Raw genomic sequence first — 19,213 nt, forward strand, 5'->3', positions numbered from 1 at the left:
TCACGGCGCTGGCAGTTGCACCAGGCTGCCTTCCACGCAGGCCAGCATGCGCTCGCCGCGTGCCGGTGCAGGAACGATGCCAGCGGTGAACGCGGAGAACGCGGGCAGGACCGTGATCCGCTCGCGCAGCCAGAAGGCGGGAAAGCGCCGGCGCAGCGAAGGTAATGCAACCTGCGGATGCAGATGCCCCGCGATCACGTGCAACGCCGCATCCGGTGTTGGTTCATGGCGGAGCAGGAATGGCGGCAGTCGCGCTTCCTCGTGGATCTGCACCTGCAGTTGGGCATGCGGCAGCTGACGGTCGTGATTGCCGCGCAGCACATGCACCTCCAGCCCGGCATTCCGTTCGCGCCAGCCCAGCCACTGCTGGTACCACGCTGCGCGATGCGCTGGCCCATGCAGGATGTCGCCGAGAATCCACAGTTCGCGACAGGCATGCTCGTCCAGCAACACCTGCAGTCGTTGCAGGTCTTCCGAAGTGCCGCCACTCGGCAGCGCGATTCCCGCGCGGCGGAACACATCAGCCTTGCCCAGGTGCAGGTCGGCGATCAGCAGCGCCTGCCGCGCTGGCCAGTACAGTGCGCGCGTGCCGGCAACAATCATCGGCTCGCCGGCCAGCAGCAGCGGAAGTTCATCGGCCATGGCGGCGTTCCAGCTGGTGTGCGGCGCGCTGCACGCGGGTCCGCCAGTCTTCGTTGCTGAACTGCCCGCGCAGCCGCTCGGCCCACAGCGGGAACCCCAAAGGCGTGAGTGATGAAGGGCGCTGCACCGAAAGGGACTTCGTGCCGATCTTCGCCAGTACCTGCTGCAGTCCGGGAAGGTCCAGGCTGTCGTGCAACACTTCGTGTTCGGCCAATGCCAGCAGCAGATGGTCGGGATCGTGCTCGCGCAGCACGTCGTACAGCAGGCCCGCCGAGGCCTGCAGCTGGCGCAGCGAACGCGGCATGCCGCCTGGCAGGCTCGGCACCAGCAGGCCGGCCACGCGCGCGATGCCGCGGAACTGCCGACGCGCCAGCTCACCGAGGTTCACCGCTGCACGCAGGTCATCGAGCAGTTGATCGGTGGTGAACAGGGCCAGCCACTGCTGCGCGTCCAGATCGACCGCCTGTGCCGGTGCCAGCACCAGGCCGTGGTCGTTCACCGCATAGCCGATGCTGTTGCGCTGCCGGCGCGTGATGCGCAGTGCCAGCAGTGCGGCCAGTGCCTCGTGAACGTGACGGCCGGCAAACGGAAACACGAACAGGAACTGGCCCTCGCGGCGCCGCACCTCCTCCACCAGCAGGCGGTCCTGCCCCGGAAGTGCGGACAGTTGCTCCTGCAGTGCCAGCAGCGGTGCCAGCCAGCGTGATTCGGCACTTGCGTCGGCTCCTGACAGGACCGCTTCCAGTTCGTGCCCGAGCGCCATCGACAACGGCAGTTGGCCACCCTGCCAGCGCGGCACAACGCCGTCGCCAGCTCCGCGCGCCAGCCGCACGAAGGCGGTCATGTCGCGCAGCTGCACCAGCTCAAGCAGGCGGCCCGCGAACTGGAAACGATCACCGCGGCGCAGACGGCTGGCGAACTGTTCCTCCACCGCGCCCAGGCCCCCGCCGCGCAGGAACTGCACGCGAACGCTGCCATCGCTGCTGATGGTGCCGATTGACAACCGGTGGCGCAGCGCCTGGCGGCGATCATGCATTCGGTAGTGGCCATCGGCGTCCTGCACGACCTTGTGGAAATCGGGGTACTGGGCCAACGCCTGGCCGCCCTGCACGATGAATGTCAGCACCGAATGCCACTGATCATCAGCAAGCGCGGCGAAGGCATGGGTGCGACGTACCTGCGCCAGCAACGCATCGCTGTCGAAGCCGCCGGCGAGCGCGCGGCTGACCGCATGCTGGGCCAGTACATCCAGCGACAGCGTCGGCGGTCGCCGTGCTTCGACCACGCCTTCACGCAGCGCGCGGCGCACGGCTGCGTACTCGGCCAGTTCCAGCGCGTGGCTGGGAATGCACAGGACGGTGCCGCTGGCACCGGGACGATGGCGCGCGCGGCCTGCGCGTTGGCGCAGGCGTGCCACGCCCTTCGGGCTGCCGAGCTGCAGCACCTGTTCGACCTCTGGAAAATCCACGCCAAGGTCGAGGCTGGACGTGGCGACCACGCAGCGCAATGCGCCGGCGCGCAGTCCTTCCTCGACCTGCTGGCGCAGCACCGGATCCAGCGAGCCGTGGTGCAGCGCCAACGTGTGTGGATCTTCCGGCCAGACCGCGGCCAACGCCTGGTGCCACAGTTCGGCCTGCGCGCGGGTGTTGGTGAACAACAGGCTGCTGCGCGCCTGCATCAGCGCGTCCAGCACACGCGGCAGCTGTGCAAGGCCAAGATGCCCGGTCCACGGAAAACGTTCGCCTGGTTCGGGCAGCAGGCTGCGTACCGTGATCGGGCGCGGGCGGACGCCTTGCACGATCAGTGCGTCCGGACGGTCGGGCAGCAGCACGTCGCGCGCCTGGGCAAGATTGCCCAGCGTGGCCGACAGCCCCCACAGCTGCAGCGCGGGGGCGGCGTCGCGCAGCACCGCCAGGTCCAACTGCAGCAGCACGCCGCGCTTGTTGCCCAGCAGTTCATGCCATTCGTCCACCACCACGCAGCGCAGCTGGCGCATGCGCGGCAGCGTATCCGGATAGCTCAGCAGCAGCGCCAATGATTCCGGCGTAGTCACCAGCACATCGACGCGACCCTCGCGTGCCTGTCGGCGTTCGCGGCTGCTGGCGTCGCCACTGCGCAGCCCGACGCGCCAGCCCAGTCCCAGCCCATCGACCACGGTCTGCAGTGCGCGGGCGGTATCGCTGGCCAATGCGCGCAAAGGCGTGACCCACAGCACCTGCAGCGGACGCACCGCACTGGCGCGGCGGGGAGCCGGCTGCGGATCGATCATCGCCTGCAGCAAGGGGCCGCCGAACATCGCCAGCGTCTTGCCGCTGCCGGTGGGTGTGTGCAGCAGGCCGGATTCTCCTGCGAGGTAATGCCGCCACATCGCGCGCTGGAACGGCAGTGAGCGCCAGCCTCGCGTCGCGAACCAGTCTTCCAGCCGGCGCAGCGCCTGGCTGCGGGTCATCGCGCCAGCGCCTGCAGGCTGGCCAGCTGGTCGGCCTCACTGGCCGGTTTGTCGTGCCGCCAGCGCAGGATGCGCGGAAAACGCACGGCGATCCCGGACTTGTGCCGGCTGCTGCGGTTGACCGCTTCGAACCCGAGTTCGAATACCTGTTCGGCGCGCACGCTGCGCACAGGCCCGAAGCGCTCGCGCGTGTTGGCGCGGATCCAGCGATCGAGAGCCAGGATCTCCTTGTCGTCCAGACCCGAATAGGCCTTGGCTACCGGCACCAGCGCGTCGCCGTCCCATACCCCGAAGGTGTAGTCGGTGTACAGCGTGCTGCGCCGCCCGTGTCCAGCCTGCGCGTACAACAGCACGGCATCGATGGTGAGTGGATCGACTTTCCATTTCCACCAGTCGCCGCGTCGTCGTCCGGACTGGTAAGCCGATGCGCGCCGCTTCACCATCAATCCTTCGACACCACGCTCGCGTGCTGCTTCCCGCAGTGCTGCAGCCTGCGACCAGTCATCGGCGGGAACTTCGGGCGAGAGCTGGATACGCGTGTCGCCCAGTGCGCCGATGACTTCGGCGAGGCGCATGCGCCGTTGCTGCAACGGCAGTCCGCGCAGATCCGCGCCCTCCTGTTCAAGCAGGTCGTAGGCCAGCACCCGTACCGGTGTGTTGCGCAACGTCGCCGTACCGGGCTTGCGCCGTTGGATGCGGGTCTGCAGCGCGGTGAAGGCGCGCGGCAGGCCGATGGCCTCATCCCAGGCCAGCAGCTCGCCGTCCAGCACGCAGCCATCGGGGAGGCTCATCGCCGCCTGTTCGATCTCGGGGAAGCGGCCGTCCAGGCGTTCCTCGCCGCGTGACCACAGTGCCACTTCGCCACGCCGGCGCAGCAGTTGCAGGCGGATGCCATCCCATTTCCATTCCAGCAGCCAGTCGTCGACGGGACCGAGGCGATCGCCGGGAGTGCCTTCCAGTGGCGAGGCGAGGAAGAACGGGTAGGGCTGTTGCCGGTCCAGTGGCAGCTCGTCCGGCGACAACAGCTGGCCCAGCAGCCCGGGTGAGGGCACCCAGTCGCCGAGCATGCGCTGGGCGATGCGCGCGATGTCCAGGCCGGACCATTCGGCCAGCGCCTGCTGCACCAGACGCTGCGAAACACCCACGCGCAGGGCGCCGGTCAGCAGTTTGTTGAACACCAGGCGTTCGCGGCTGCACAGCTGCTGCCAGCCGGAGACCACCGCCTCGCGGCGTACCGGTTCGGGCTGGTTGGCCACGGCCAGCAGGTGCTGTTCGATCCATTCGGCCAATGGCCGGTCGAGCGAAGGCTGCGCTGGATCATCCAGCAGCAGGGTCAGTGTCTCGGCCAGGTCTCCGACCTGGGCATAGCTGTCTTCGACCAGCCACGGTGGCAGCGCCGATTCTTCGGCAATCCAGGCGCGCAGTTCGCCACTGGCGGCGATCTTGCGGCGTGCGCCGCCTGCCTTGCCGCCGCTGAGCAGGTACAGCGCCCACGCCGCATCATGCGCACGTGCCTGGCGGAAGTAGTCGACCAGCGCCGCACGCTTGTCCAGTGTCGCGGTGCTGCGGTCCAGGCGCTGGTAGAGCGCGGCGAAGGCCTTCATTCCTCGCTCCCGAAATCGGTACGGAAGGCTTCGGCAGCCACGCCGCGCTCGCGCAGGTAGGGAATCAATGCGTCGGTATTGCCATGGGTGGCGATTACCCGCTGCGCGCCGGTCTGTTCGATGGTCTGCAGCAGTGCGGGCCAATCGGCGTGGTCGGAAATGACGAAACCGCGATCGACATTGCGGCGACGACGGTTGCCGCGCAGTTGCATCCAGCCCGAGGCGAAACCCAGCTGGTGGCGGCCGAAGCGGCGCATCCATGGTGTGCCCGCGGCCGAGGGCGGGGCGAGGATCAACTGGCCCGCCGCGTCCGGCTGGCGGCCCTGTTCGGCCACGGCGAGCGTCTCCAGCATCGGTACGCCGGCCTGCCGGTAGACCGCCACGCCATTGGCGATGGCGCCGTGCAGCCAAACCGGGCGATCATCCAGCGGCAGCAGTTCAGCCAGCACCCGCTGCGCCTTGCCCAGGGCATAGCAGAGCAGGATCGCGGCCTCGCCGCGCTGCTCGCATTCGCGGCGCCAGGCGACGATCTCTGCGGCGACTGCGGGGGTGTCCGGCCAGCGGTAGATCGGCAAGGCAAAGGTGGCCTCGGTGATGAAGGTATCGCAGCGCACCACTTCGAATGGCGTGCAGGTGGGATCAGGCTGGCGCTTGTAATCGCCGGAGGCTACCCAGACCTGCTCGCCGTCATCGATGCGCACCTGCGACGAACCGAGTACATGGCCGGCCGGATGCAGCGACACCTGCACCCGGCCGAGCTGGAAGGGCACACCTTCGGCATGCGCCTGCACCGGCACATCACCGAGCCGCCAGCGCAGGATCGGCAGGCTGCCTTTGCTGCAGTGGTATTCGCCCATGCCCGGGCGGGCGTGGTCGCCATGGCCATGGGTGATGACCGCGCGCGGCACCGGCCGCCAGGGATCGATATGGAAATCACCCGCGGCGCAGTACAGCCCTTCCGGGCGCAGTACCACCAGATCGTCGTTGCCTGCCATGCGATCACTGTGGCGCGCGCTTCGTGCACGGGGTGAGAATCGGCCTGAACGCGGGCTTGGCGGGCGATGCGGCACAATCGGGACGCACACTTCTTGCCGCCAGGATGGACCGGATGAGTGGACCGAGCTTCAGCAGCAATGCGCCCTTCGAAACCCATGTGGTGCTCAACCAGCCACCCCCGTTTGCCGGCCGCCAGCTGTGGACCGACGATGTGGCGTTGATGGAGGCGGTGCAACGCGAAGGCGCCGGCAGCTTCGCGCCGCGGTTGGCGGTGTACGGCGCGCTGGCCGGTGATGAGCTGTACCGGCTCGGCTTCGATGCCAACCGCGATCGCCCGCGCCTGCGCACGCACGATGCGCAGGGCCACCGCATCGATACGGTGGAGTTCCATCCGGCCTATCACCAGCTGATGGGTACGGCGAAGTCGCACGGCGTTGCTGGATTGTCCTGGCACGAGCCACAGCCCGGCGCACATGTCGCGCGGGCGGCGCTGAGCTACCTGCACCACCAGGCCGAGGCCGGCACCAGTTGCCCACTGACCATGACCCACGCAGCGGTGGCGGTGCTGCAGTCGCAGCCGCACCTGGCCGAGTGGGCGCGCAAGGCCGCCGCGCCGGTCTACGACCCGCGCGATGTACCGGCAACGGACAAGGCCGGCATTACCCTCGGCATGGGCATGACCGAGAAGCAGGGCGGTTCGGATGTGCGTGCCAACAGCACGCGGGCCGAACCGATCGATGGCGAGCGTTACCGGTTGGTTGGCCACAAGTGGTTCTTTTCGGCACCGATGTGCGATGGCTTCCTGGTGCTGGCACAAGCGCCGGGGGGATTGACCTGCCTGCTGATGCCGCGCCGGCTGGCCGATGGCGACCGCAATGCGTTCCGGTTGATGCGGCTGAAGGACAAGCTCGGTGACTGGGCCAACGCGTCCAGCGAGGTCGAGTTCTGCGGTGCGCAGGCATGGCGCGTGGGCGAGGACGGGCGCGGCGTGGCCACCATCATCGGCATGGTGATGATGACCCGCCTGGACTGCATGCTGGGCGCGGCGGCGGAGATGCGCATGGCCTTGTCGCAGGCGCTGCACCATGCACGCCATCGGCGCACGTTCGGCAAGCTGCTGGTGGAGCACCCGCTGATGGCCAATGTGCTGGCCGACCTGGCGCTGGAGTCGGAGGCGGCCACGGTGCTGTCGATGCGCGTCGCGCGTGCAGTGGACCGTGCCGGTGTGGACGCCAATGAGGCGGCGCTGGCGCGGGTGGGTACGGCGCTGGGCAAGTACTGGGTCTGCAAGCGTGCGGCGGGCTTCGTCAACGAGGCGCAGGAATGCCTGGGTGGCGCGGGCTATGTGGAAGAGTCGATGCTGCCGCGCTTGTACCGGCAGGCGCCGTTGAATTCGATCTGGGAGGGCAGCGGCAACATCCAGTGCCTGGACGTACTGCGCGCGTTGGCGCGTGAGCCGGAGGCGCTGGAGGCGCTGCGCACGGAACTGGCGTCGGTGGCCGACCGGGATGCGCGCTATGCAGCGGCATTGCAGCGCTGGGCAGCGGCGGCGCCGCCGGACGAGTCGCAGGCGCGGCTGTTCTGCGAGCGCACTGCGCTGCTGCTGCAGGCCGCGCTGCTGCTGCGTGCGCGCAGCCCGATGGCGGAGGCATTCGTACGCAGCCGCTTGGAAGGGGAGCACGGGCTGGCGTTCGGGACGCTGCCGATGGGGCTGGATCTGTCGGCGATGCTGGCGCGCGCGCTGCCGTAGGAGGTGGCCAACGGCGGAGCCCCTCGTGGTGCGCGCTGATATCGGCGGTGGCCGCGCGAGTGGGTTGCGCAGGGGACGCCGTGAACCCGTCCTTGGGGGCTTGGCCGCGGCATCCATGCCGCGGACACCCCTGCGCAGCCCACCCGCGCGTCTTTGGGCGGTTTCCGTGCCGTCCACCACGGAATCAACAGAAAGAGCGGAGAGCGAAAAGCAGAAAAGCCGCGGCAATGCCGCGGCTTTTCCTGTAGCGCCGAGTCGATGCTCGGCTGCCGGTAGGGCTTAGTGCTTGGCTTCTTCCTTGGCCGCGTTGGTCTTCGCGTCGTTGGCGACATCGCGGGCCTTGTCGGCAACCTTCTGCGCGGCGTTGGCGGTGGCGTCGCTGGCGTGTGCGGCGGCGTCGGTTGCAGCGTCCTTGGCCTTGTCGGCAGCGTTGGCGGTAGCGTCTGCTGCCTTGTCCAGCGCCTGCTGGGTATCGGCGGCGGCCTGTTCGGAGGCGGCGGCGGTCTTGTCGGCGGCTTCGCGGGTGGCAGCCGCAGCCTTGTCGACGGCGTCGCGGGCGGCAGCGCCAGCGCTGTCGGCGGCCTGCTGTGCATCTTGTTTGGCCTGTTCGGCTTCCGGGCCCTTGCAGGCGGCCAGGGCCAGCAGCAGGGAGGCGGCCAGCAGGGTGGTGGTGATCGGACGAATCTTCATGGCGGTCTCCGGTACTGCAATGGATGGGGACGCCAGCCTATTCATGCCGTTGTGAAGACGGGGTCGCGATGCAGCGGCTCAGTCGCGCGCATTCGGGAAAAGAAAAAGCCGCTGGCGAACCAGCGGCTTTTCCAGAACAGCGTGAAGAAAGAAGTTATTACTTCTTGGCTTCTTCAGCAGCGTCCTTGGCCTTCTCAGCGGTGCCTTCAGCAGCCTTGGCAGCGTCAGCAGCGGCGCCGGCAGCGGCGTCGGTGGCAGCAGCGCCAGCCTGGGCAGCAGCGTCAACCGAAGCGTCAGCAGCGGTGGCGGCGGTGTCAGCGGCCTGCTGGGCAGCGTCGGCGGTCTGGGCGCCAGCAGCGGCGGCCTGGTCGGCAGCAGCCTGGGCTTCGGTGGCGGCTTCGTTGGCCGAAGCAGCGGCGTCCTGGGCAGCTTCCTGCTTCGAGCAGGCGGCCAGGGCCAGAGCCAGGGACATCGCGACCAGCAGCTTGTTGATGCTCATTGTGTAAATCCTCGTCGTTAGAATTAGGCAACGCGCATGCTGCGCGCCGACAACATGATGACAAGCCAAGATTGGGTGTCAAGCGATCCCGCATTCATTTTTGCGAAATCATCGTTAAATCTTTTTAAATCAATTCGATGGCGATTGCGGTTGCTTCGCCGCCGCCGATGCACAGGGTGGCAATGCCGCGCTTGCCACCGCGCGTGCGCAGGGCGTTGACCAGGGTCACCACCAGGCGTGCGCCGGAGGCACCGATGGGATGGCCCAAAGCGCAGGCACCGCCATTCACGTTGAGCTTGTCGTGCGGGATGCCCAGTTCGCGCATCGGCGCCATTGCGACCACGGCAAAAGCCTCGTTGATTTCGAACAGGTCGACCTGGTCCAGCGACCAGCCGGTCTTGTCCAGCAGCGTGTGCAGCGCGCCGATCGGGGCGGTGGTGAACCACTCCGGTTCCTGCGAATGGGTCGCGTGGCCGACGATGCGGGCCAGCGGCGTGATGCCGCGTGCCGCGGCATCCTCCTCGGTCAGCAGCACTACAGCCGCGGCGCCGTCGGAGATGCTGGAGGAGCTGGCGGCGGTCACGCTGCCATCTTTCTTGAAGGCTGGACGCAGGGTCGGGATCTTGGCGATGTCCGAACGGCCCGGCTGCTCGTCGGTGGCGACCTCAACCTCGCCCTTGCGGGTGGCGACCTTCACCGCGACGATTTCATCGGCGAACGCACCGTTGGCCTGTGCGGCCTGCGCGCGCTTGACCGATTCAATGGCGTAGGCGTCCTGCTCTTCGCGGCTGAACTGGTACTTGTCCACCGCGCATTCGGCGAACTCACCCATCGCCTTGCCGTCGTATGCGTTGACCAGCCCATCGTGGGCCATGTGATCGACCGCCTGGAAGTTGCCGAAGCGGTTACCGGTGCGCGAATTGGGCAGCATGTGCGGCGCGTTGGACATCGATTCCATGCCGCCGGCGACCACGATGCGGGCCGAACCGGCCTTGATCAGGTCATGGCCGAGCATGATGGTCTTCATGCCCGAGCCGCATACCTTGTTGAGGGTAGTGGCACCGACCGACAGCGGGATGCCGGCAGCGATCGCGGCCTGGCGGGCGGGCGCCTGGCCGAGGTTGGCCGGCAGCACGCAGCCCATCAGGACTTCAGAAACGTCGCTGGCCGGGACACCCGACTGCTCCAGGGCGGCGGCGATGGCGGCCGCGCCGAGGGTCGGGGTCGGCACACCGGTGAACTGGCCGAGGAAGGAGCCGATGGCGGTGCGCTTGGCGGCGGCGATGACGATGTTGGACATGGCAATCTCGTTGATGCGTAAGCAATGTTCGGAAAGGAGACCGGGGCCGTTGGAAGCGTCCCGGTTTCCCGGCAGACTGCGTGGGGGTCGGCCCAAGTATAGAGGGTCGGGGAGGGCCGCCGCTGGGCGCCGCCGCATGCCTGCCAGGATCAAGGCAGGCCAACGTTCATGGGAAGGAATCGATGGAACGCACGACGATGATGAGGTCTGTCCTGGCAACCGCGCTGGCGCTGGCGCTGGCGCTGACCGCTTGTGGTGGAGGTGGTGGCGGCAGCAATGTGCGCATTGATCCGCCTGCTCCCCCCGTGCCCCCGCCGACCACGCCGCCACCCACCACGCCGCCGCCGGCCAAACCGCAGGAGCCGACCTTCGATGCGCATCTGGCAGTCACCAACGCGCGTGCCGCACAGGCCGCCGGACTGACTGGCCAGGGTGTGCGCATCGGTATCGTTGACTCGGGCGTGCAGCGCAATGCGGTGGCGCTGAATGGACGGGTGCTGGCCAACTTCAACTACATCGATCCGGCCAGGAACAATCTGGGCGTTGACGACGTGGTCGGCCATGGCACCGCGGTGGCCAGCCTGGCCGCCGGCGCAGCGGTGGGGTCGTGGCCGGGGGGGATCGCGCCGGGCGCCCAGATCGTGTCGGCACGGATCATTTCCGACAAGCCACCGACCGATGACGGCAGTGGCCAGGGCAATTCCTTCAGCGGCCCGCTGGGCGTGGCCCAGGTCCACCAGGACCTGATCAGCTACAACGTGAAGGTGATGAACAACTCATGGGGCGGCCTGTACTGGACCGACCTGCCGACCACTGCGCAGGTGGCTGCCGAGTACCGGCCGTTCGTGATCAGTCACGGTGGCCTGGTGGTGTTCGCCGCTGGCAACGATGGTCGCAGCGAGCCGAGCAGCCTGGCCGCGCTGCCCAGCCAGAAGGGCGTGGCCGGTTCACTGCCCGCGGCCGATCTGGAGCGCGGCTGGCTGGTGGCCACCGCCGTGGATCCCTATGCGCCCGGTACTCTGGCCAGCTACGCCAATGCCTGTGGGCAGGCCGCACGCTATTGCCTGGCGGCACCGGGCAGCGCGGTCTATCCCGATGCCGGTGGCGGCAGCTACTACTGGAACTACGGCACCTCGTTCGCGGCGCCATTGATTTCCGGCGCTGCCGCACTGGTCTGGCAGCGCTTCCCATACTTCGACAACAACCTTGTACGGCAGACCCTGCTGGGCACCGCCAAGGACATCGGCGCGCCCGGCGTGGACCCGGTGTTTGGCTACGGTCTGCTCGACATCGGCCGTGCGATCAACGGTCCCGGCCGCTTCGACTGGGGTGATGTGGTCGCCAACGTGGATGCGGGCTCGACCAATTCGATCTGGAGCAATGACATCACCGGCGGCGGTGGCCTGGTCAAGCAGGGCGGCGGCAAGCTGGTGCTGGTCGGCAACAATAGCTATGCCGGCGCCACCCGCATCGAGCGCGGCATCCTGTCGCTGCAGAACGGCGGCGTCATCCGCTCCAACGTGACCATTCTCGGCCAGCCCGATCCGGACTCCACTGGGCTGCAGTTCAACGGTGGCACGCCACGGGTGATCGGGGACGTGACCAACGGCAGCAGTGTGTTCCTCACCACCGCTAATACCACCGGCACCATCGAGGGCAATTACACCCAGCAGGCCGGTGCGCAGCTGATGATCGCTCTCGGCGCCAATGCGCTGCAGGTCACCGGCAACGCGAAGATCGACGGCGGCGTACGCGTGCACGGCATGGTCACCGGCTACGTGCCGCAGAACGGCGCCCGCCAGGATCTGATCCATGCGGCGGGCAGCCTGAGCGGCACCTTCAGCACCCCGGCCACGTCTACCGGTCTGCAGGGACTCTCCCTGGTGTCGTCCACTTATGGCTATGACAGCAACAACGCCTGGTTGAACCTGACCCAGGTCAGCGTCACTGCCGCGGCCAGTGGACTGAGTACCTCGGCGCAGGCGGCCGCGCAGCGCGTGCAAGGCGCATTCGCTGTGCTCGATGGCAATCCCGGCCTGCAGGGATCGCAGTTCGGCGCGGCGGCCGCTGCGCTGCAGTGGACCGGCGGTGGCCAGCAGGGTCTCGCCGACAGCCTGCAGAGTCTGTCCGGGCAGGCGCACGCGCGGGCCGAGGCGGCGACGTTCGACAGCATCGACATGTCGCGGCGCGCGATCGCCGAGCGCTTCGATCGCGTGCAGGCGGCACCGCGGCTGCGCGGCACCTGGCAGAGCGCGCTGGGCGAGGCCGGGCAGGGCAGCTTCGCCGGCAATACCGCCGACAGCCGTGGCTGGATGGCGGGCCAGGATCTGCCGCTGGGCAGCAACGGCTTGATGGGCGTGGCCTTCGGCGAGACCCGCAGTAACGGTGGCAGCAGCTTCGGTGGTGATCGCGGCCGCGACCGGCAGGCACAGGCGCAGCTGTATGCCGGCTGGAACCTCGGGCGTGGCTACGCGCTGGCCCAGTTCGGCAGCGGCCAGTTCACCCGCGCGCTGGACCGCCAGCTGCTGCTGGGCGCTGGCGCGTATGGCGTGTCTGCACGCTACGGCGGCCGTTTCAGCAGTGCCAGTGTCGAAGGCGGTTATCGCTTCGGTCGCGCAGGGGCATCGTTGACGCCGTATCTGGGGGCCAGCAGCACCCGCGTCGATACTGATGCGTTCAACGAGCTGGGCGGGTTCGGCTTCGGCCTGCGCGGTGATGCCAACCGCGTGCAACGCAGCCAGATGCTGGCCGGCCTGCGTGGTGAACGTGGGTGGGGACGCTGGACCCTGCGTGGTCACGCCGAATGGCAGCAGCGCTTGGATGGACGCGACGCGGACTGGCAGGCCAGTTTCGTCGGCGTCGATGCCTGGGCGCCGCTGGCCGTCTGGGATGCCCCACGCGGTAGTGTGCTGTTCGGTGTGGCGCTGGAATCGTGGTGGGGCCGCAATGGACGCCTGAGCCTGGGCTTCGACCAGCGCGTGGGTGGCAATGATGCGCGGCAGGCCGCGTTGCGCTACAGCAGCGGCTTCTGAGGATCGGGTCGCGCCGGGGAATGCCCGGCGCGACCACTGCAGGCTCAGCCGCCGCGCAGGTTGCCCAGGCGCGGGGTGCTGCGGCCGAGCGGCATCTTCAGCTTGCCGATCGACAGGATGCGGCTCTCGGCGATGCGGTCGGCCGCCCGCTGCGGCGCGATGTTCTCGCGCTGCGACAGTTCAAAGATGCGGGTGAGGTTGTGGTAGATGCTGCGGATCAGGCGCATCGCGCGTTCGCGGTTGTAGCCATCGATCTCCAGCGACACGTTCATCACGCCGCCGGCGTTGACCGCATAGTCCGGCGCATACAGGATGCCGCGCGCGTGCAGCTCATCGCCGATTTCCAGACTCGACAGCTGGTTGTTGGCGGTGCCGCAGATGATCTTCGCCTTGATCCGCGGCAGGGTGTCGGCATTGATGGCGCCTTCCAGTGCGCACGGTGCGAACACATCGGCGTTCACCTCGTGGATCTCGTCCGGCTTGACTGCTTCGGCGCCGAAATCGCTGACCGCGCGATCAACCAGCGCGCTGTCCAGATCGGTGACATACAGCTTGGCTCCGCGATCGCGCAGCAGCTTCACCAGTTCCATGCCGATGTGGCCCAGGCCCTGCACCGCGATGCTGGTCTTGCCCACTTCCTCATGGCCGAACTTGAAGCGCATCGCCGCCATCAGCGCCTGCAGCGCACCGTAGGCGGTGAAGGGCGCCGGATCGCCGGAGCCGCCATGGACCTGGTGAACGCCGGTCACGAACTGGCTCTCCAGGTAGATGTTCTCCATGTCGTTGACGTCGGTGCCGACGTCCTCGGCGGTGATATAGCGCCCACCGAGCGAATCGACATAGCGGCCGAAGGCACGGAACAGAACTTCGGTCTTGTCCACTTTCGGGTCGCCGATGATCACGGCCTTGCCGCCACCCACGTTGAGGCCGGCCAGCGCATTCTTGTAGGTCATCGTCCGGCTCAGCCGCAGCACGTCAGCCAGTGCCTCGTCGGTGCTGGCGTAGGGACGCATGCGCACGCCGCCCAGGGCCGGGCCCAGGGTGGTGTTGTGGATGGCGATGATCGCCTGCAGGCCGGCGTCGTGGTTGTGGCAGAACACCACCTGTTCGTGGCCGGTGGTGGCGAGGGTTTCGAATAGCATGGCGTCTCCGATGGCGCGAACAGCGGCGAACTGCAGCGAACGGCCAGTGAACGGTAGGGTCCCAAAACAAAAAAAGCGACGTCGTCGGTGCAGGGGGACGGGTCGCGCGGCGCCATTCTAGTCCATTCCCCCGGCCGGTGCCGTCGACATCGGCAGCCTTCCGGTTAAAGAAGATGAAAGTGCGGCCGATGCTGCGACGACGGCGGGTAGCCGGATTCGTGTGAAGAGGCAGGGCAGTCAGTGACGGCACGGGCACCACAACGACAGGGCGGGCGGCGATGACGCCGGCCTGGTGGCGATCGCTGCGCGGCTGGCTGGCGCGCTCGACCGGGGCCGCACCGTCCCGCTTGGCGGCTGTATCGCGACAGGCGGTGGCGGCGGCAGCTGCCAGCCTGCAGGGTGAAGCCCTGCCATCGGCGGAGATCGCGGCACATCTGCAACGCGGCCTGCACGCGCTGGCGCTCTACCCTCGGCTGGCCGGTGAGCCGGCGCCGGTGCAGGATCCGGCGTTGGGGGAAGCGGTGGCACGCGCGCTGCAGGACCGCGACTGGGCCACCCGGCAGCTTCCACGCCGTCCGCAGCTGCTGCCGCAATTGATCCAGACCGTGAACGACGATGCCGCCTCGGCACGGGTAATGGCCGCGATCATCGGCCAGGACCCGGTGCTGACCGGCAATTTGCTGCGCATCGCCAACAGCCCGGCCTACAAAGTGCACGAGCGACCGGTGGAAAGTCTGCAGCGGGCGGTGACCCTGGTCGGTACCGAAGGCGTGCGGCAGATCATCAGTGCAGTGCTGGTGCAGCCGGTGATGCAGATGCAGTGCGATGCGTTCCCGCAGTTCAGCACGATCATCTGGGAGCACGCGCTGCTGGCTTCGCGCGCGGCTGCCGACCACGCGCGCACGGTCACCTTCGGTGATGCCTTCGCTGCACAGTGGCTGGGTCTGGTGCAGGGGCTGGGTGCGGCGCTGGTGATGCGCCAGCTGCTGCAGGAAGCCCAGGCACGCGGAGAAGCTGTGGAGCCGGCGCTGGCCCTGCAGCTGCTGCAGCAGTGGTCGCTGCCGTTGGCACAGCGCGTGGCAGCGGCATGGGAACTGCCCGAGCCGGTGCACCAGGCGCTGGCGCCGGAGGCGGACGGACCACTGGCCGACAGTCTCCGCCTGGCCAGCGCGGCGGCTGCGGCCAGCCTGTTGTGCCGGCATGGCCATGCCAGCCAGGGCCGCATGCTGGCCCTGCTTGAACAACTGCCGTCGGCACCACCGCATGCGCTGCGCTGGATCTGGCGGCGCCTGCACGGCCGCAGCGTGGAAACGCTGGATGAAGCCGCACAGGATGAGGCCGGAACGGCACCCTGAGCGCTACAGCTGCGATTCCACCGGCAGCCAGCTGATCACCCGCGCGGTCCAGCGCTTGCCGAGGCTGGCACCGGGTTCGGCTTCGACCCAGTGCGGCGGCGGCTGCCGTTGCAGCCAGCGCAGCGCATCGTTCCGGCCCAGTGCCAGCCACCAGCTGTGTTCGGGGCTGGCCAGGCGCAGGTATTCATCGCGCAGCTGCGCCCCCAGCACTGGGTCGTCGAACAACACGCCCATTTCGGTATTGAGGTAGGCCGAGCGCGGGTCGAGGTTGAACGAGCCGACGAAGCCGCGGCGATCATCGACCACGAACGCCTTGGTGTGCAGGCTGGCGCCGCTGCTACCGAACAGGCTGGTGTCCAGCTGGCCATGCGCCTTCAGCTCGTACAGCTGCACGCCGGCCTTCAGCAACGGCACGCGATAGCCCATGTAGCCACCGTGTACCGCCGCCACGTCGTTGGCGGCCAGTGAGTTGGTGACCACGCCGACCTGCGCACCGCGCGCAGCCGTTGCCGCCAAACCCTCCACGCCTTCCACGCCAGGCACGAAGTACGGCGAGATCAGCAATGCACTGCGACGGGTGCTGCGCAGTTCCTCACTGAGCGTGCTGACCAGCCAGCCGCGGCGATCATCGTCGCGGTGCTTCATCGGTGGATCGGAAGCGATGCGTACGTTCGCGCTCCAGTGCAGCGGCTCAGGGCTGGGCCGCTGCAGGCGGCGCGAGTCGGCCACACGCTGCAGATAGGGCTGCGCCTTGGCATGCATCGCATCCAGGTCCGACTGCCGTACCAGCTGTCGCAGCTGTTCATCGCTGTATGACGCCAGCGCGGAAATCGGGATGGCCGCGCTGCTGTTCCAGTAGTCGTCGAAGATCTGGTTGGCCTGCTGCACGGCGGGCCCGGCCACCACCAGGTCCAGGTCCTGGAAGTTTACGTCGTCGCGCGCGCTGAAGTATTCCTCGCCGATGTTGCGGCCACCGACGATCGCGATGCGGCCGTCTGCGATCCAGCTCTTGTTGTGCATGCGGTGGTTCACGCTGAAAGCGCGCTGCACCAGCTCCAGCGTACGCGCGATGCCGCTGCGGTTGCGGAACGGGTTGTACAGGCGGATCTCGATGTTCGGATGCGCATCGAGCGCCATCATCAGCGCGTCCTTGTCCTTGGCGTTCATGTCGTCGAGCAGGATCCGCACGCGCACACCGCGCTCGGCGGCGTCGTACAGCGCCTTGGCCATCAGGTGGCCGATCAGGTCGTCGTGCCAGATGTAGTACTGCAGGTCGAGGCTGCGTCCCGCATGCGAGGTGATCATCGCGCGCGCCGCGAAGGCGTCCATGCCATCGCTGAGGAAGGCCACGCCGGATTGCCCGGGATGGGCCGCCTGCAGCGGCACGATCTGCTGGTCGATACGGGTCTGCGCCGGCTGCAGTGGCAGCACCTGCGAGGGCACGCCACGCGCCTGCGGGGTGAGGTGGTCGGCCAGCAGCAGGCCGGACAGGACCAGCAGCAACAGGATTGCGAGGAGGATCGCAGCGACGCGCAGCAGGCGTCGCCACAGGGGCTTGGGCGGGCTCATGCCCCGATGGTAGATCCACGCCATGCGTGGATGAAAGCCAACAGACCTGTCGCCGTAGATCCACACCATGCGTGGATGGGGTCAGAGCCCTTTCCCGCGGAAAGGGATCCGACCCCGAGGGTTGAAAGGGCAGAGCCCTTGCCTGCGGCAGGGGATCCGACCCTGGACGGCCTCAGAACCGCTCGTCGCTGCCCAGGTAGCGCCACTGCCCCGGCGGCAGCGGCCCCAGCGCCACGCGGCCGATGCGCAAGCGGCGCACTGCGGCAACCTGCAGCCCCGCGGCGCCGACCGCCACGCGCAGGCCCTTGGCCGTCAGGCCCTTGCCGGCGAAGCGCAGGCGCTGCTCACTCTGCCAGCTGACCTTGGCTCCACCGGATTCGTGCTGCAGCCGCGCCATCAACCAGGGCCCGCGTTCGGGTCCGCCTTCAGCCACTTCGATCAGGTACTCCTGCTCGGTGCGGCCGAGATTGCGCTGCAGGTGGGCGAGCGCCGCCAGATCCTGGCTGACCACCACCAGGCCGCTGTCGCTGGCCGGAAGCGCGGCAGCCAGCTGCAGTCCATGGAAATGGCGCTGCAACGGGCGGGTACCGCTGGCATCAAGTTCACTGCGGCTGTCGCTGCTGATCAACGCACACAGCGCTTCGGCCGCGACGCCAGCAGGCTTGTGCAGCAGCATGGTGACCCGCTCGGCCTTGTCATCGCTGGCCTGTTCGGCCACCACGATCACCGCGCTCTCATCGACCGGCCGCTGCGGCTGCTCGACCACCTCGCCATTGACGCTGACCCAGCCGCCTTCGATGTAGCGCCGGGCTTCACCGCGCGGGATGCCGAGCAGGGCGGACAGGCGTTTGTCGAGACGGGTCGGTTCCATGGCGGAAAGGTCAGGCAGGGGGCGCGCAGTGTAGCCGCAACGCCGGTTCAGCGCTGGCCGCGGTTGGCCAGCTCGGTCAGGTACAGGCGGGTATCGAACTCCAGCTGCAGGTAATCCGGCTCCATGTGCTGGCACAGCTGGTAGAAGGCCTTGTTGTGGTCGGCCTCCTTCAGATGGGCCAGTTCGTGCACCACGATCATGCGCAGGAATGCGGCCGGCGCCTGCCGGAACACGGTGGCGATGCGGATCTCGCGGCTGGCCTTGAGGCGGCCACCGTGCACGCGGGAAATGGCGGTGTGGGTGCCCAGTGCGTGCTTGATGACTTCCAGCGTATTGTCGTAGCAGACCTTGTTGAGCGGCACCGATTTGCGCAGGTAGCGGTCCTTCATGTCCTGCGTGTAGTCGTACAGCTGGCGGTCGCTGCGCACTTCATGCAGATCGGGATAGCGCTGCTGCAGCCAGGGGCCGAGCTTGCCCTGCGCCAGTAGTTCGCTGACCTGGGCGACCAGGGGTTCGGGATAGCCGGTGAGGTACTTCAGGACTGCCATGCAGGGGCGGCGGGGCGTCGGTAGAATGGGGCCTCCAGATTACACGCGGTACGCATCGACCATGGCAAAGCCCAACGCGCTGCAGGAACAATTGCTCAAGGCCGGCCTGGCCAAGAAGTCGCAGGCCAGCGCCGCCGCGAGCGCGCAGGCCAAGGCCCGCCAAGGCAAGGCCGAATCGACCTCGGCCGAGGTCCAGCGTGAGGCTGAACGTGCCCGCGCGGAGAAGATCGAGCGCGATCGCGCGCTGGCGGCCGAGCGCAATGCCCAGGCCAAGCAGGCTGAACAGAAAGCCCAGGCCAAACAGATCATCAGCGCCCATGCCGTGCCCCACAAGGGCGACGACGAGTACCGCTTCAGCGACGGTGCGGCGATCCGCACCCTGTTGATCGACCCCAAGCTGCGCAAGGCGCTGTCGGTGGGCGTGCTGGTCATCGTCGCCCACGGCGAGGGCTACGCGTTGCTGCCGCGCGCTGCCGCCGAAAAGGTGCGTGAACGTGCCCCGGAAGCGATCATCGTCGATCACGGCCAGCAGGGCTCGACCTCCGAGATCTCCACCGGCAACGCTGAAGACGATGCCTACTACGCCCAGTTCCAGGTGCCGGACGACCTGGTCTGGTAAGCAAGAAAGGGGACGGAGGGGATTAAGTCGCGATCGACCTGATCCGGGCCGTCTGCCTTCTGCTCAGCTTGCTGAAGGCCCGCCGGGAATGGCCCGGCGCTACCGTTTACTGCGCGGTGTATCGTCCCCATATCAGGCGACACACCT

At 67.9% G+C, this 19,213-nt stretch carries 15 protein-coding genes; 4 read left to right on the forward strand and 11 right to left on the reverse strand.

Going from position 1 to position 19,213, the window contains the following annotated elements:
- Genes pdeM through AC07M7_RS15630 form a run of 4 tightly spaced genes read right to left on the reverse strand, consistent with a single transcriptional unit; the run spans position 1 to position 5,690 of the window.
- Entirely contained in the window at positions 1 to 642 is a 642-nt protein-coding gene (gene pdeM, locus AC07M7_RS15615; RefSeq protein WP_295376415.1) for a ligase-associated DNA damage response endonuclease PdeM, read from the reverse strand.
- Entirely contained in the window at positions 632 to 3,091 is a 2,460-nt protein-coding gene (locus tag AC07M7_RS15620) for a ligase-associated DNA damage response DEXH box helicase (protein WP_495207811.1), read from the reverse strand. Before AC07M7_RS15620 ends, pdeM begins: the two co-directional genes overlap by 11 nt.
- Positions 3,088 to 4,695, reverse strand: coding sequence for an ATP-dependent DNA ligase (locus tag AC07M7_RS15625; protein ID WP_495207812.1), 1,608 nt, complete (start codon positions 4,693 to 4,695; stop codon positions 3,088 to 3,090). Before AC07M7_RS15625 ends, AC07M7_RS15620 begins: the two co-directional genes overlap by 4 nt.
- Positions 4,692 to 5,690 (reverse strand): ligase-associated DNA damage response exonuclease, encoded by a 999-nt coding sequence (locus AC07M7_RS15630; protein ID WP_046985813.1) that lies wholly within the window; start codon positions 5,688 to 5,690, stop codon positions 4,692 to 4,694. Before AC07M7_RS15630 ends, AC07M7_RS15625 begins: the two co-directional genes overlap by 4 nt.
- 113 nt (positions 5,691 to 5,803) lie before the next feature.
- On the opposite strand from AC07M7_RS15630, the gene AC07M7_RS15635 reads away from it, so the two are divergent.
- Entirely contained in the window at positions 5,804 to 7,441 is a 1,638-nt protein-coding gene (locus AC07M7_RS15635) for an acyl-CoA dehydrogenase family protein (protein ID WP_495207813.1), read from the forward strand.
- Positions 7,442 to 7,720: 279 nt separating this feature from the next.
- On the opposite strand, the gene AC07M7_RS15640 is transcribed toward AC07M7_RS15635, so the two are convergent.
- The 3 genes from AC07M7_RS15640 to AC07M7_RS15650 all read right to left on the reverse strand — a co-directional run bounded on the left by AC07M7_RS15640 (position 7,721) and on the right by AC07M7_RS15650 (position 9,930).
- Entirely contained in the window at positions 7,721 to 8,131 is a 411-nt protein-coding gene (locus AC07M7_RS15640; protein ID WP_046985815.1) for a hypothetical protein, read from the reverse strand.
- A 157-nt stretch (positions 8,132 to 8,288) separates the two neighbouring features.
- Positions 8,289 to 8,630 carry a hypothetical protein gene (locus AC07M7_RS15645; protein WP_004153024.1) on the reverse strand — a complete coding sequence of 114 codons (342 nt, stop codon included), beginning with the start codon at positions 8,628 to 8,630 and terminating at the stop codon, positions 8,289 to 8,291.
- A gap of 124 nt (positions 8,631 to 8,754) precedes the next feature.
- Positions 8,755 to 9,930: a thiolase family protein gene (locus tag AC07M7_RS15650; protein ID WP_012511797.1), complete on the reverse strand. Its 1,176-nt coding sequence runs from the start codon at positions 9,928 to 9,930 to the stop codon at positions 8,755 to 8,757.
- 182 nt (positions 9,931 to 10,112) lie between these two features.
- Here AC07M7_RS15650 and AC07M7_RS15655 point away from each other — a divergent pair, with 182 nt between their 5' ends.
- Entirely contained in the window at positions 10,113 to 12,962 is a 2,850-nt protein-coding gene (locus AC07M7_RS15655; RefSeq protein ID WP_495207814.1) for a S8 family serine peptidase, read from the forward strand.
- Positions 12,963 to 13,006: 44 nt separating this feature from the next.
- On the opposite strand, the gene AC07M7_RS15660 is transcribed toward AC07M7_RS15655, so the two are convergent.
- The gene (locus AC07M7_RS15660; RefSeq protein ID WP_004153019.1) at positions 13,007 to 14,104 is read right to left on the reverse strand and encodes a Glu/Leu/Phe/Val dehydrogenase dimerization domain-containing protein; all 1,098 of its coding nucleotides are present in this window, start codon (positions 14,102 to 14,104) and stop codon (positions 13,007 to 13,009) included.
- Positions 14,105 to 14,382: 278 nt separating this feature from the next.
- Between AC07M7_RS15660 and AC07M7_RS15665 the strand changes: the two genes are divergently transcribed.
- A complete protein-coding gene (locus tag AC07M7_RS15665; RefSeq protein WP_136639573.1) occupies positions 14,383 to 15,459 on the forward strand; it encodes an HDOD domain-containing protein in 1,077 nt (358 codons plus the stop codon).
- 3 nt (positions 15,460 to 15,462) lie between these two features.
- Here the strand turns inward: AC07M7_RS15665 and AC07M7_RS15670 are convergent, their stop codons facing one another.
- The 3 genes from AC07M7_RS15670 to AC07M7_RS15680 all read right to left on the reverse strand — a co-directional run bounded on the left by AC07M7_RS15670 (position 15,463) and on the right by AC07M7_RS15680 (position 18,447).
- Positions 15,463 to 17,052 (reverse strand): phospholipase D family protein, encoded by a 1,590-nt coding sequence (locus AC07M7_RS15670; RefSeq protein ID WP_495207815.1) that lies wholly within the window; start codon positions 17,050 to 17,052, stop codon positions 15,463 to 15,465.
- A gap of 148 nt (positions 17,053 to 17,200) precedes the next feature.
- Positions 17,201 to 17,899 carry an RNA pseudouridine synthase gene (locus AC07M7_RS15675; protein WP_495207816.1) on the reverse strand — a complete coding sequence of 233 codons (699 nt, stop codon included), beginning with the start codon at positions 17,897 to 17,899 and terminating at the stop codon, positions 17,201 to 17,203.
- Between the two features lie 47 nt (positions 17,900 to 17,946).
- A complete protein-coding gene (locus AC07M7_RS15680; RefSeq protein WP_253079454.1) occupies positions 17,947 to 18,447 on the reverse strand; it encodes a M48 family metallopeptidase in 501 nt (166 codons plus the stop codon).
- Positions 18,448 to 18,508: 61 nt separating this feature from the next.
- Between AC07M7_RS15680 and AC07M7_RS15685 the strand changes: the two genes are divergently transcribed.
- Positions 18,509 to 19,066: a DUF2058 domain-containing protein gene (locus AC07M7_RS15685; RefSeq protein ID WP_046985821.1), complete on the forward strand. Its 558-nt coding sequence runs from the start codon at positions 18,509 to 18,511 to the stop codon at positions 19,064 to 19,066.
- The last annotated feature ends 147 nt before the right edge of the window (positions 19,067 to 19,213 follow it).

This window comes from Stenotrophomonas sp. GW821-FHT09E08, from assembly GCF_059416125.1.